The sequence below is a fragment of the Streptomyces sp. NPDC004065 genome (genome assembly GCF_044903565.1).
In the GTDB taxonomy this organism is placed as follows: Bacteria; Actinomycetota; Actinomycetes; order Streptomycetales; family Streptomycetaceae; genus Streptomyces.
Genome location: NZ_JBJDQT010000041.1, coordinates 37,707 through 51,351, shown reverse-complemented (window position 1 = coordinate 51,351; position 13,645 = coordinate 37,707). Strand labels below are relative to the sequence as shown.

Annotated in this window: 8 protein-coding genes; 4 read left to right on the top strand and 4 right to left on the bottom strand. The window is 73.0% G+C overall.

The genetic code is table 11. The features are described 5' to 3' along the window. Positions 1-213: 213 nt before the first annotated feature. A complete protein-coding gene (locus tag ACI2LW_RS31310; protein ID WP_404734632.1) occupies positions 214-2,334 on the bottom strand; it encodes an FGLLP motif-containing membrane protein in 2,121 nt (706 codons plus the stop codon). A gap of 513 nt (positions 2,335-2,847) precedes the next feature. Continuing rightward, the gene (locus tag ACI2LW_RS31305) at positions 2,848-3,657 is read right to left on the bottom strand and encodes an alpha/beta fold hydrolase (RefSeq protein WP_404734635.1); all 810 of its coding nucleotides are present in this window, start codon (positions 3,655-3,657) and stop codon (positions 2,848-2,850) included. A gap of 1 nt (position 3,658) precedes the next feature. Here ACI2LW_RS31305 and ACI2LW_RS31300 point away from each other — a divergent pair, with 1 nt between their 5' ends. After that, on the top strand, positions 3,659-4,336 hold the full coding sequence (locus ACI2LW_RS31300; protein WP_404734631.1) for a hypothetical protein: 678 nt from the start codon (positions 3,659-3,661) through the stop codon (positions 4,334-4,336). After that, complete coding sequence (locus ACI2LW_RS31295; RefSeq protein WP_404734630.1) at positions 4,333-4,809, top strand: hypothetical protein; 477 nt, start codon at positions 4,333-4,335, stop codon at positions 4,807-4,809. Before ACI2LW_RS31300 ends, ACI2LW_RS31295 begins: the two co-directional genes overlap by 4 nt. 411 nt (positions 4,810-5,220) lie before the next feature. On the opposite strand, the gene ppdK is transcribed toward ACI2LW_RS31295, so the two are convergent. Both ppdK and ACI2LW_RS31285 read right to left on the bottom strand, forming a co-directional pair. After that, on the bottom strand, positions 5,221-7,968 hold the full coding sequence (ppdK, locus tag ACI2LW_RS31290) for a pyruvate, phosphate dikinase (protein WP_404734629.1): 2,748 nt from the start codon (positions 7,966-7,968) through the stop codon (positions 5,221-5,223). A gap of 394 nt (positions 7,969-8,362) precedes the next feature. Continuing rightward, on the bottom strand, positions 8,363-9,583 hold the full coding sequence (locus ACI2LW_RS31285) for an ROK family protein (RefSeq protein ID WP_404734628.1): 1,221 nt from the start codon (positions 9,581-9,583) through the stop codon (positions 8,363-8,365). 121 nt (positions 9,584-9,704) lie between these two features. On the opposite strand from ACI2LW_RS31285, the gene ACI2LW_RS31280 reads away from it, so the two are divergent. After that, positions 9,705-11,498 carry an MGH1-like glycoside hydrolase domain-containing protein gene (locus tag ACI2LW_RS31280; RefSeq protein WP_404734627.1) on the top strand — a complete coding sequence of 598 codons (1,794 nt, stop codon included), beginning with the start codon at positions 9,705-9,707 and terminating at the stop codon, positions 11,496-11,498. Beyond that, positions 11,495-13,453, top strand: coding sequence for a glycogen debranching N-terminal domain-containing protein (locus tag ACI2LW_RS31275; RefSeq protein WP_404734626.1), 1,959 nt, complete (start codon positions 11,495-11,497; stop codon positions 13,451-13,453). The genes ACI2LW_RS31280 and ACI2LW_RS31275 overlap by 4 nt, the downstream gene beginning before the upstream one ends. Positions 13,454-13,645 lie beyond the last annotated feature (192 nt).

Genomic DNA, 13,645 nt, shown 5'->3' with positions numbered 1-13,645 from the left:
AGGTGAGTGAAGACGGCAATCTCCACTACGCCCGGAGGTCCCCCCATGATCAACAACCGACGGTAGGCGTGTCACCAACCTCCCGGCCGAGTACACCTAGCGCGGCGCCGGTGGGCCGGGCGGCCCCAAAGGCGGGGCGGCCCGGCCCACCGGCGTGCGGGGGGCGCGTGGGCCTGGGGCGCCGGCGTGCGGGGGGCGCGTGGGCCTGGGGCGCTAAGCCCGTCGCCCGGCGCGCGCCACGTACCACCGCAGGGCGAGGGACAGGGCCCACCCGGCCAGGAACAGCGCCGTGGCGATGCCGAGGGTCCACCAGCGCAGGTCCCCGTCGGGGACGAGACCGCGGCCCACCCCCGGGTGCAGGGTGCTGAGCAGCACGTGGAAGAAGAAGGTCAGACCCGTGAGGTAGAGGGCGAACCAGGCCGGCTTGTTCCACTGCTTCAGGGCGTGCCCGTCCATCCCGGACAGCGGCAGCAGCGCGAACACCACCACCTCGATGCCGGCGACGACCGCCAGTCCCACGGCGTAGGCGAGGGCGTACTCCACGCTGAGCGGCCCGGCGGACTCCTTCCGGGCGGCCTCGACCAGCGGCGCGCCCAGCACCCACACGAACACCGCGGCGGCCAGCACGCAGATCCCGCCGACGAGGACGGCCTGGCCCTTGGGCATCCCGTCGGGCTCGGGGCGGGGCGCGCCGAGGACCATGTAGACGGCGATCAGGCCGTAGACGTACGGGACGGGGAACTCCAGGAACCGGGACAGCGCCGTCATCAGGACGGCGAGCAGCAGTCCGGCGGGGACCACCCGCAGTTCGGACCGGAAGTCGCCCCGGCGCGGGCGCAGCAGGGACTCCTTGGTCTTCTCGTAGGCCACCAGGACCATCAGCATCCCCGCAGCGGCGCCCACCGCCTTGACCGCGGCCGGCGCGCCCCACCCGGTCCCGGCGTCGGCCCAGACGGCCAGGCCGCCGCCGAACAGCGCGAAGCCGCACATCCGGGCCCAGCCCGGCAGTCTCGGCCGCCGGTGCTGCCGGCCCTCCTGGCGGCGCCGCCACCAGCGGCTCAGCGCGTTGTCGGCCAACTGGCTGGGGAAGGCCCGCTCCAGCAGCAGGACCAGCAGCAGGAACCAGGCGGCCATGCCCGCCGACCCCGCCAGGTCCTTCAGTGCCCAGGAGACGTCGGCCGGGGTGCGCAGCGACTCGACGAGATCGCGCACCCGCTCGCCGCCGCCGGTGCCGCCCGTGCCCCCGCCGGTGCCTCCGTTGCCCCCGCCGTTGCCGCCTCCGGTGCCGCCGGACGGGCGGACGGGTCCCGGGCCCGGGCCGCCGCTCGCGCTCGGGCCGCCGGAGGGCGGGGCGGACGTCGTGGCGCCGGTGGGGGTCGGGGTGACGTGCCCGGTCCGGTCGTGCCGGGGAACGGGGGACCCCACGGGAAGCACGAAGAAGGTCAGCGGGTCCGAGGCCGGCAGGACGATCTCGCCTGCCTTCTCCCGGGCCCGGCCCGGGCAGTCCAGTGCCACGTCCCGGCGTCCGCGCAGGTCCTCGGGGAGGTGGGCGTGCAGGTCGATGAGCTCCCACCGCCCCGCTGCGGCACTGCCCTCGGTGGAGCCCTCGTCGAGCCAGGTGTCCAGCCGGCGCCCGCCGACGACGATCGCTCCCGCGGTGCAGGCCTCCGGATAGCCGAACGCGTGGATCGTGACGTCGTGGGTGCCGTACTGCTGGGGAGAGGGGCTGACGGGTGCCGGGTCCACGGTGAAGGTCGCCGAGTCCCGCACCCCGGCGGGGCTGCCGCAGGAGGCGGTCACTTCGTGCCCGCCCTCCCGGGCGGAGGACGGCACGGACAGCGCGACGGAGAAGCCGCCGTCCGCGCCGGGTGTGCTCCTGGCGGCGGGCTTCCCGTCCCAGAGGACGTCGACCGCCGTGCCCTGCTCGCACAGGAATCCCGTACCCGTGACGACCGGCCGCGCGGGGGCCCGCCCGGAGCCGGGTGACAGGGTGATGCGGGGTTCCGGCCGGGGCGCCGGCCGCCGCCGCACCTCGAAGGACCCCGAGGCCGTGGGCGCGTCGGCCACGCCCGTGCACCGGGCCTGCATGGTGTACGTCCCGGGAGCCGCGTCCGCGGGCACGGTGACGGGTTGCCGGAAGCCGCCGCTGTCGTCGACGCCGAGGTCCACCGTCTGCTGCCCCTGCACGCTGAACGCCAGCGGCCCGGCCGTCCCCTCCCCCGCGGAGCAGTCGAAGTCGGCTCCGGTCACGGTGAAGGACGCGCCGGGGTCCACCTGCACCCCGGTCGGGGTCAGCGAGGGGTCACGCCGCGGCGAGGGAGTGTCGCTGGTCACGGTGTCCGTCGGCGTCGGCGTCGGGCCGGGCTCCGTCCTCGCGGAGGGCACACCCGTGGCCGACGGCTTCGGCGACCCCTCCGCCCGAACGGCCACGGCCTCCCACCCGCCGCCACGCACCCCACCCGCGCCCGGCACGACGACGGCCACGACCACCGCGACGGCCACCGCCACGGCCATGCGCGACAACACCCCGACGACCGCGCCCCACACAGTCCGCCCCCCGCGCGCCCGCCCGGCCCGCCGTCCCATGCCCGCCCCCTCGCACGCGCACGACACACCCCCGCGCCGTGCTCCCCCCTCGGGCCGCTCCGGGCCCCCCAACCTCAGACGAAGGACCACCCCCGCCCCGTTTCCGGCCCCGAGGGCGCACGGGAGCGCGCACCGCCCACCCACGGCCCCCGCGCGCCCACGACCCACCCCTGCACGCGGGCACACGGTGGGGCGCGGTGGGGGCGCGGTCAACAAGGCTCTGCCGACCCCGGTGCGTCACCGATCCCATCCCCTGATCGGTCAGAGGACGTCCTTTGGACCACCGAGGAATTGACCGCCGAGGAACGCTCTCACCGCTGCGGCGAACCCGGTGGGATCGGTCTCGTGAACGGTGTGACCGGTGGCGAGTTCGACGAGCTGCGTGTGGGGCCGGCGAGCCGCCATCTCCTTCGCGTGTTCCGCGGTGAGCGTGTCACTGCGCGTGCCATGGACGAGCAGGGCGGGGCAGTCGCCGGCGAGCCAGTCGTCCCAGTGGTCACCGTTGACCTGGCCCACGGAGGTGACCATGTCCTCCGGGCGGAAGGCGAGGCCCCAACCGTCCGGGTACTCGCGAAGGGCGTCGGTGAGGTAGCGGGCCGCGTCCCCGAGTTGTTCGATCAGCGCTGTGCGAGTAGGCGCCCGACGTGGCCATGCCAGGCAGAAGGACAGGTCGTCATCGATCTCCGCGCCGACGTCCTCGACGACGAGCGCGCTGATCCGGTCCGGATACCGCGCGGCGAGCTGGTAGGCGTTGACTCCGCCGAGCGAGTGGCCGAGCACCACCGGCCGCTCCAGACCGAGGTGGGCGATGAGTGCGGCGGCGTCACGGACGTAGCCCTCTCGGGAAAAGTCCGGTCCCCTGTCGGAGAAGCCGTGCCCGCGCTGGTCGGGGGCCACGACGCGCCAGTCGGGGAACAGCGCCCGCGCCAGGTGGGTGAAGGTCCGGCCCTCGTTGAAGTGGCCGTGCAGGGCGAGCAGGGGCCGCCCGGGACCACCGAAGTCGAGGTAGGACAGGCGGCGCCCGTCCAGTGTCATGGCCGCCCGCACGGGCTCCGGCTGGGATATCGACATCATGATGATCAGCTTGTCACCTGGACGGTGCCGCAGGGAGCACCGGGCAGCGCGGGGAAGGAACCTGCTCTGCTTCGCAGCAGTCAGCACAGCCACTGCGGACGAGGAAGCACCGACGCCCTCCACCGCCGCCTCGGACCAGGCCGCGGACGCAAGCCCCATCGCGGCGGAAGACACTGCTGAGATCAACGACCGTGACGGCTGGGATGAGAACGAAACCACGTCCGTGGTCCAGCCGAGATTCTGTGACGGCCCACAGACGTGGATCGAAATCAAGTCAAAGACGAACTACCACCTTCCGTCGTGGTGGAACGGCACCAAGTACAAGGACGGCCCAGGCGGATCCATGACCGTCAGCGTTCTCAAATCTGGCACCATCTCAGCCGAAATCTCCGCGGGAGCGGAAGGTGAGCTCAAGGGGGTTATTTGGGCGGCCAAGGCCAACGTCAGCGGCAAGATTGGCGGTAGCGTAGGGGTCACGACGGGTCACACGTACACGCACAACATCTCCCGCGGCAAGTACGGCCATCTACAGTACGGGTCTTGGGGCTACAAGGTGTCGTGGGCGAAGTACCGACGCAAGGGGGACGGATGTCACGGCGGGACTCTGATCAACAGCGGTACGGCGACGCTTCCCACCTCCGAGACCGGCTGGAAGTACTGGGAATCCGCCTCATGAGGCTTCCCTCCGGGTGGATCATCGGCTGCGCCCTGGCCCCGGCACTGTTCATCACGGGTTGTACGTCGCACAACGACGCCGACGCCAGTCATTCCCCTTCCGCCCCAGCAACCCACCAGAGTGCCGAGGCTCAAGCCGAGAAGAGGCTCACAGCCGCAGTACAGTCAGCACTCGACGCCACCACCGACAAGGGGAGTTCGATGGTCGAGTCGGGCGTGGAACGCGTTTCTGACGGAGTACACACGCAACCCGGTCTGACTCAAGGCAAGACCTACAAACTGACTGTGGCATGCGCAGGCAAGGGCACTGCAGAGATTGTGCTCACACCGTCCAGCGCCGGCGAGGAGAAGTCAGTTCCCTGCGATCAGTCGGTGGTCTTCGAGCGCATCAAGCCCAAGGCGTCGTTCCGTCTCGACGTCGTGGGCAAGCCCGGTGCCTCAGGCATGGTCGCCTGGCGCATCAACAAGGTGTGACGGGTGTGGGGGCGTGCCTCATCCAATGAGATGCGACCCCACACCTTCAGAGGTCGTTCTCTTTCCGGACCTCGTGTGCGGTTTTCGCTGGTCAGGCATGAGATAGCGGCTGGCACGGAAGGCTGGGTCCGTTGCTGACCAAGACGTCGTGGGGGTGACGGATGCCGTCGATGCGGGCAGTGTTGGAAGCGCGGCAGAAGGCCGCGGCGGTGCGGACCCGCTCCGGTCGCGAGTATCCCGGCGGCCCGTAGCCCCAGCCCTCGTCCTCGGCGAACGGCTCCCCACCATGGATCACCTGGCGGCACCCCCGCACAGGGTGCCGCCGCTCCTGGTGGTGCCGGAGTCCTCGTCGTCATCGGTGTTGAGGGTCGGGGACGACGACGAGGACTCCGGGGTTCGGGGCCGGGGCGGCTACCGGTGGTCGCTGCCCTGGGACTGGGACGCCGCGCGGCCGGCCTCGAGGCGGGCCACCGGGATGCGGAACGGGGAGCAGGAGACGTAGTCGAGGCCCACCTCGTGGAAGAAGTGGACGGACTCCGGGTCGCCGCCGTGCTCGCCGCAGACGCCGAGCTTGAGGTCGGGGCGGGTGGCGCGGCCCGCCTGGGCCGCCGCCTTCACCAGGGAGCCGACGCCGTCCTTGTCGATCGTCTCGAACGGGCTGACGCCGAAGATGCCCTTCTCCAGGTACGCCGTGAAGAACGAGGCCTCCACGTCGTCGCGGCTGAAGCCCCACACCGTCTGGGTCAGGTCGTTGGTGCCGAAGGAGAAGAACTCCGCGGCCTCCGCGATCTGGGCTGCCGTCAGCGCGGCCCGCGGCAGCTCGATCATGGTGCCGATGGCCAGCTTCAGCTCGGTGCCGGTGGCGGCCTGGACCTCGGCGATGACCTGGTCGGCCTCCTCGCGGACGATCTCCAGCTCCTGCACCGTGCCCACCAGCGGGATCATGATCTCGGCACGCGGGTCGCCCTTGGCGGCCTTGCGCTCGGCGGCGGCCTCGGCGATGGCGCGGACCTGCATGGTGAACAGGCCGGGCACGACCAGGCCGAGGCGGACGCCGCGCAGGCCCAGCATCGGGTTCTGCTCGTGCAGGCGGTGCACCGCCTGGAGCAGCCGCAGCTCGTTCTCGTGGGGCTCCTGGCGGGACTCGGCGAGGGCCACGCGCACCGACAGCTCGGTGATGTCGGGCAGGAACTCGTGCAGCGGCGGGTCCAGCAGGCGGATGGTGACCGGGAGGCCGTCCATCGCCTCGAACAGCTCGACGAAGTCCTTCTTCTGCAGCGGCAGCAGCTGCTTGAGGGACTCCTCGCGCTCGGCCTCGGTGTCCGCCAGGATCAGGCGCTCGACCAGCTCGCGACGGTCGCCGAGGAACATGTGCTCGGTGCGGCACAGGCCGATGCCCTGGGCGCCGAAGCGGCGGGCGCGCAGCGCGTCCTCGGCGTTGTCGGCGTTGGCGCGCACCCGCAGCCGGCGCTTGCGGTCGGCGAAGGCCATGATGCGGTGCACGGCCTCGACCAGCTCGTCGGCGTCGTCGGCGCCGGCGTGCATCCGGCCCTCGAAGTACTCCACGACCGGGGACGGCACGACCGGGACCTCGCCCAGGTAGACCTTGCCGGTGGAGCCGTCGATGGAGATGACGTCGCCCTCCTCGACGACGTGTCCGCCGGGCACGGTCATCCGGCGGCGCTTGGTGTCGACCTCCAGCTCCTCCGCACCGCACACACAGGTCTTGCCCATGCCGCGGGCGACCACGGCGGCGTGGGAGGTCTTGCCGCCGCGGGAGGTGAGGATGCCCTCGGCGGCGATCATGCCGTCCAGGTCGTCGGGGTTGGTCTCGCGGCGGACCAGGATGACCTTCTCGCCCGAGCGGGACCACTTGACGGCGGTGTAGGAGTCGAAGACCGCCTTGCCGACCGCCGCGCCCGGGGAGGCGGCGATGCCCCGGCCGATCTGCTCGACCTTCGCGCTCTCGTCGAAGCGGGGGAACATCAGCTGGGCGAGCTGGGCGCCGGTGACCCGCTGGAGGGCCTCCGCCTCGTCGATCAGGCCCTGGTCCACGAGCTGGGTGGCGATCCGGAAGGCGGCGCCGGCGGTGCGCTTGCCGACGCGGGTCTGCAGCATCCACAGCTGGCCGCGCTCGATGGTGAACTCGATGTCGCAGAGATCCTTGTAGTGGTTCTCCAGGATCTCCATGATCTGCATCAGCTGGTCGTACGACTTCTTGTCGATGCGCTCCAGCTCGGCCAGCGGCACGGTGTTGCGGATGCCCGCGACCACGTCCTCGCCCTGCGCGTTCTGCAGGTAGTCGCCGTAGACGCCCTGGTGGCCGGAGGCGGGGTCCCGGGTGAAGGCGACGCCGGTGCCGGAGTCGGGGCCGAGGTTGCCGAAGACCATCGAGCAGACGTTGACGGCGGTGCCGAGGTCGTGCGGGATGCGCTCCTGGCGGCGGTAGAGCTTGGCGCGCTCGCCGTTCCAGGAGTCGAAGACCGCCTTGATGGCGAGGTCCATCTGCTCGCGCGGGTCCTGCGGGAAGTCCCGGCCGGCCTCCTTCTTGACGATCTTCTTGAAGGTGGTGACCAGCTTCTTCAGGTCGGCGGCCTCGAGGTCGGTGTCGACGGTGACCTTCTTGGCCTCCTTGGCCTTGTCGAGGGCGTCCTCGAACAGCTCGCCGTCGACGCCGAGGACCGTCTTGCCGAACATCTGGATGAGGCGGCGGTAGGAGTCCCAGGCGAACCGCTCGTCGCCGGCCTGCTTGGCCAGGCCCTGCACGGACTTGTCGGACAGGCCGATGTTCAGGACGGTGTCCATCATGCCGGGCATGGAGAACTTCGCGCCGGAGCGGACGGAGACCAGGAGCGGGTTGTCGGGCTGGCCGAGCTTCTTGCCCATCTTCCGCTCGAGGGCGTCGAGGTGCGCACTCACCTCGTCACGCAGTGCCGCGGGCTCCTCGCCGCTGTCGAGGTAGACCTTGCACGCCTCGGTGGTGATGGTGAAGCCCGGCGGGACGGGGAGCCCCAGGTTCGTCATCTCGGCGAGGTTGGCGCCCTTGCCGCCGAGGAGGTCCTTGAGGTCCTTGTTGCCCTCGGTGAAGTCGTAGACGAACTTCACGCCCTCAACACTGTTGCCGCGCTCGGCTACCTGGGGATCTTTGTTTTCCGACACGGGTCTCGACTCCTCGAGGACGCGGTGGCTGCCCTGACGGCCAGGAACATACCCAGATCAAAGGCCTGTGGGTACGTCCACTTGTGCGTCATGCGCCTGTAACCAGTCGTCCGCCAGCGGATCGAAAGTCAAGGCTTGGCAAGCCATCAGAGCCGGATGTTTTCACTTCTTGAACACGTCTGCCCTCCCGGACCCGGAGAAACGCTCAAATGAGCGGCTTGCGCCACGTGTGATTTCGATCGATGAACGATCAAAGGATGGCACTCAGTGCCACTCTTTTGGGAAGTGCACTCGCCCAAGATCCGCTCATCTGAGCGCGCCCCCTATCAAGGGTGGCGAGAATCACGCTGCCACAGCCCGCCGGTTTTCACCATGCGGACGCCATGGATCGCGCTCACACCCCGAGCGCCCGCAGCCGCTCCTCCACCCGTTCCGGCGCGTACAGGTGCTCCACCACCAGCGCCCCGGCGCCCACCAGCGCCGCCCGTTCCCCGAGCCGCGCGGTCACCACGTCCAGGTGGGCCGTCGAGCGCGGCAGCGCCCGCTGGTACAGCAGCTCGCGCACGCCGGTCAGGAACGGCGTTCCGGCCAGATCGCCGGCGATCATCAGCACACCGGGGTTGAGGAGGGTGACCACCGTCGCCAGCACGTCCCCCACCTGCCGCCCGGCCTCCCGGGCGAGCGCGGTCGCCTGCGGGTGCCCGGCCGCCAGCAGGGCCCGTACGTCCGAACCGCTGGCCGCCGCCACCCCCGCCTCGGCCAGCCGCCGGGCCACCGCGCCACCGCTGGCCACGGCGGCCAGGCAGCCGCGGGAGCCGCACCGGCACAGCGCCTCGGCGCCGACCCGGATGTGCCCGATGTCCCCGGCTCCCCCGTCGACGCCCCGGTAGACCGAGCCGTCGACCACCACCCCGGCGCCGATTCCGGTGGAGACCTTGACGAGCACGAAGGCCGAGCAGTCCGGGTATCCGGTGCGCTGCTCGCCGTAGGCCATGAGGTTCGCGTCGTTGTCGACCAGGACCGGCACGGCGGCGGCGCCGGTGTGCTCGGTGAACGCCCGCGCCAGGCGTCCGCGTATACCGTAGCCGTCCCAGCCGGGCATGATCGGCGGCTGGACGACCCGGCCGGTCTCGCTGTCGACGGGCCCGGGCACGGCCAGCCCGATCCCGCACACCTCGTCCGCGCGGTGACCGGCCTTCTGCAGCAGGTCCGCGAACCAGCGGCCGAGTTCCCCGAGCACGGCGTCCGGGCCGTCCTCGACCACCAGGGTCCCGGAGTGCTCGGCGTGCGTCTCGCCGGTCAGCGACAGCACGGCGGCCCGCGCGTGCCGGGTGTCGAGGTCGGCGGCCAGCACGACCGCGTGGGCGCCGTCGAACTCCAGGGTGACGGCCGGCCGGCCGCCCTGGGGCGACTCCACCGGGCCGCCGGCGCCCTCGCGCAGCCAGCCCGCGCGGAACAGCCGTTCCAGGCGCTGTCCGACGGTCGCCCGGGACAGCCCGGTGACCTCCTGGAGGGCGCCGCGCGTCGTGGCCCGCCCACTGCGCACCAGTTCGAGCAGATCGCCGGCGCTCGCCTGGTTCACGCCCCTTCCCGTTCTTCCGGGCCGTCCGGCCATGCGCACCCCCTTGTGTTTCTCAATCCTGCATTACATATTGAGTTTTGCGTGTTAAATAGACGTAACTCTACGGCAGCCGCGACCGATCCGGTCGGGCAGGACGTCTTCCGGGGAGCCCCGAGTGGATCGCACGGCCCAACTGACCGCCCGCCCCGCGCGGAACGGCCCCGCGCCCGCGTACGATCCGCCACCGACGCCCTCCCGCGCCCCGGCGCCCGCCCACGCGCCGGCACCGTCCCCCGCCCCGGCGCCCCCGCTCCCGCCGCCGTCCGGGGCGGACGACGACGCCCTGTGCCGCGCGGCCGTCCGGGTGCTGGAGGACAACTGGACCGGCGCCTCCACCGTCCCCTCCCGCAGGCTGTACCCCCACCAGTGGTCCTGGGACTCCGCGTTCATCGCGATCGGGCTGCGGCACGTCTCGCCGTTACGCGCCCAGACCGAGCTGGAGACGCTGCTGGCCGCCCAGTGGGGCGACGGGCGGATCCCGCACATCGTCTTCAACCCCTCCGTCCCGCTCGACGCCTACTTCCCCAGCCCCGACTTCTGGCGCTCCTCGGCCGCGGGCCGCGCCGCGGGCGCCCCGCGCACCGTACAGACCTCGGGGATCGTGCAGCCACCGGTGCACGCGCTGGCGGCCTGGCTGGTGCACCGCGCCGACCCGGAGCTGTCCCGGGCGCGCGGCTTCCTGCCCCGCCTCTACCCACGGCTGGCCGCCTGGCACCGCTATCTGCTGCACCGCCGGGACCACGGGGGCGGCGGGCTGGCCGCCGTGGTCCACCCCTGGGAGCAGGGCATGGACAACAGCCCCTGCTGGGACGCCGCGCTCGCCCGCGTCACCCCCGCCCCGGCCCGCTCCTTCCGCCGCGCCGACCTCGACCACGGCGCGCCCGAGGACCGGCCCACCGACCTGGACTACGGGCGGTACGTACGACTGGCGGCGGACTACCGCGACGGCGGCTACCGCGACCGCGGCGATCGGGACCGCGGCCACCGCGACCGCGGCCACCGCGACCGCGGCCGCCGGGAACGCGGCCACCGGGACACACCGGCCGGGGAACGCCGTACCGGCGCGGACGTCCGCCCCGCCGTCCGCCCCGGTGCGCGGGCGGTCGACGGCGAACGCCCCGCCGGCGCGGGCGGTTTCGCGGTGGAGGACCCCGCCTTCAACGCGCTGCTGATCGCCTCCGAGCACGCCCTCGCCCGCATCGCCCGGGAACTCGGCGCGACCGGCACCGCCCGGCACGCCCGCGCCGAGCGGCTGACGGCGGCCCTCGTCGACCGGCTGTGGGACCCGGCCGCGGGGCTGTTCCTGTGCCGGGACCTGCGCACCGGCGAGCGCGTCCCCGAGCGCGCCGTCACCGGGCTGGTCCCGCTGCTGCTGCCGGGCCTGCCCCGGGAGATCGCCGCCGCCCTCGTCGCCACGCTGCACGGACCGCACTTCGGCCTGGGCACGACCGCACGGCTCGTGCCCAGCTACGACCTCCTCGGCGAGTCCTTCGACCCGCACCGGTACTGGCGGGGACCGGCCTGGTTCAACACCGGCTGGCTGGTGGAGCGCGGGCTGCGGGTGCACGGCGAGCGAGGACGGGCCGACGCGCTGCGCGAGGAGCTGCTGCGCACCGCCGGCGCGAGCGGCTTCGCGGAGTACGTCGACCCGTTCACCGGCGAGGCCTGCGGCGCGCTCGGCTTCGGCTGGACCGCCGCGCTCACGCTCGACCTGCTGTACGACCCGTCGGGCGCCGAGCACCCCGCCGCGAGCACGGGCGCCACGAGGAGCCCCCGCGGCACCCACGCCACCGACGGCACCTACGTCACCCACGCCACCGGCGACAGGCATCTACACCGCATCCCACGCACCGAACGCACCCAGGACATCGAGGGCCTCGAAGGCATCAAGGGAGGGGACCGGGCATGACGGACCGGCATCATCTGCTCGTGCACGGCACGACGTTCGCCGCCGTGGGCGACGGCGGCGACATCACCGGCGTACGCGGCGGCCGCTTTCCGGACGGGCTGTTCGTGCGCGACGCCCGGCATCTGAGCCGCTGGCAGCTCACCGTCGACGGCGCCGTGCCCGAGACGCTGGCCCCGGTCGCGGACGGCGACACCGCGCGCTGCGTCCTCGTGCCCCGGGGCGGGCGCACCGAGCCGCCGGCGTACACGCTGTTCCGGGAACAGGCGGTCGCCGACGGCGCGTTCGTGGAGTCCGTACGGGTGACCAGCAACCGGCCGGTGCCGACGACGGTGCGGCTCGCGGTCACCGCCGACGCGGACTTCACCGACCAGTTCGAGCTGCGCTCCGACCACCGCACGTACTTCAAGACCGGTGTGGTGCGCTCCCGTCAGGCGATGGACGACGGCGTGGAGTTCCGTTACCGCCGGGGCGAGTGGCGCTCCTGTACGACGGTGACGGCCGAGCCCGCGCCGGACGGCGTCGAGGAGACCGGCACCGGCGCCCGCCGCCTGGTCTGGGCGCTCGGCCTGGAGCCGCACGGCACGGCGGAGCTGACCCTGCGGGTGATCGCCCGGCCGCACGGCGACCGGCGCGCGGTACGGGTGCCCCGCTCCCCCTCCGCGGTCTCGGCCCAGCTCCTGGCCGCCGAGGGCGCTTTCGTCGAGGACGTCGCCTTCCCCACCGGCTGGCCGGAGCTGGCCGCGGCCTGCGCGCGCGGCCTCGCCGACCTGGCCGCGCTCCAGGTCCCGGCGGCCGGCCCGGACGGCGAGGAGCTGCGGGTGCCCGCCGCGGGCGCCCCGTGGTTCCTCACCCTGCTGGGCCGCGACGCGCTGCTGACCTCCCTGTTCACGCTCCCCTACCGGCCGCAGCCGGCCGCCTCGACGCTGCCCGCGCTCGCCGCGACCCAGGCGGGGGCCCGGGCCGTGGCCGGGGAGGCGGCCGGCCACGGGGCGGTCGCCCAGCCGGGCAAGATCGTGCACGAGGTGCGGCACGGGGAACTGGCGCACTTCGGTCAGGTGCCGTTCGGCCGGTACTACGGCTCGGTGGACGCCACCCCGCTGTTCCTGGTCCTGCTCGGCGCGTACGTCGAGCGGACCGGCGACACGGACATGGCCCGGCGGCTCCAGCCGCACGCCCGCGCCGCCGTCGGCTGGATGCTGGACCACGGCGGCCTGACCTCGCGCGGCTACCTCGTCTACCGCGCCGACGAGGGCGGCCTCGCCAACCAGAACTGGAAGGACTCCCCCGGCGCCATCTGCTCGGCCGACGGCACCCGCGCATCCGGCCCGGTGATGGCGGCGGGGGCCCAGGGGTACGCCTACGACGCGCTGCGCCGCACGGCGTGGCTGGCGCGCACGGTGTGGTCGGACGAGGTGTACGCGGCGCTGCTGGAGCAGGCGGCGGCCGATCTGCGCGACCGCTTCCAGCGGGACTTCTGGATGGCGGAGCAGTCCTTCCCCGCGCTGGCGCTGGACGGGGAGGGCCGCCAGGTGGACGCGCTGGCCTCGGACGCGGGCCATCTGCTGTGGTCGGGGCTGCTGGACAAGGAGTACGGCGAGGTGGTCGGCCGCCGGCTGCTGGAACCGGACTTCTTCTCCGGCTGGGGCGTACGGACGCTGGCCGCCGGACAGCCGGCGTACCACCCGCTGTCGTACCACCGCGGCTCGGTCTGGCCGCACGACAACGCGCTGATCACGCTGGGGCTGGCGCGCTACGGCCTGCACGACGAGGCCCGCACGGTCGCCCACGGCCTGGTCGACGCCGCGACCGCGACCGGGCACCGCCTGCCGGAGGTGCTCGCGGGCTACGGCCGCGGCACCCACGCCGAGCCGGTGCCCTACCCGCACGCGTGCGTGCGCGAGTCCCGCTCGGCGGCGGCCCCGCTGGCGCTGCTGACGGCGGTGGGCGGGGCGTAGGCCGCAGGTCCGCCCGCCGGACCGCCCCGGCGCCCGCCCCGGCGCCCGCCCTGGTGCCCGTCTCGGCGTCCGCCCTGGTGCCCGCCTTGGTGAGCCGTTTGCCGGGTGTTTGCCCGGAGCCGTGAACAGGGGAGGCGGGCAGGCCGTACGGGAGGACGGCGGGTCAGGCGGGCCCGCTTCCTCGTGGCCCGC

Excerpts from the sequence above, each read along its gene's own strand:
- ACI2LW_RS31295 (WP_404734630.1), top strand. The coding sequence starts at position 4,333 with ATGAGGCTTCCCTCCGGGTGGATCATCGGCTGCGCCCTGGCCCCGGCA.
- ACI2LW_RS31275 (WP_404734626.1), top strand. The coding sequence starts at position 11,495 with ATGACGGACCGGCATCATCTGCTCGTGCACGGCACGACGTTCGCCGCC.
- ACI2LW_RS31285 (WP_404734628.1), bottom strand. The coding sequence starts at position 9,583 with ATGGCCGGACGGCCCGGAAGAACGGGAAGGGGCGTGAACCAGGCGAGC.
- ACI2LW_RS31305 (WP_404734635.1), bottom strand. The coding sequence starts at position 3,657 with ATGTCGATATCCCAGCCGGAGCCCGTGCGGGCGGCCATGACACTGGAC.
- ACI2LW_RS31300 (WP_404734631.1), top strand. The coding sequence starts at position 3,659 with ATGATGATCAGCTTGTCACCTGGACGGTGCCGCAGGGAGCACCGGGCA.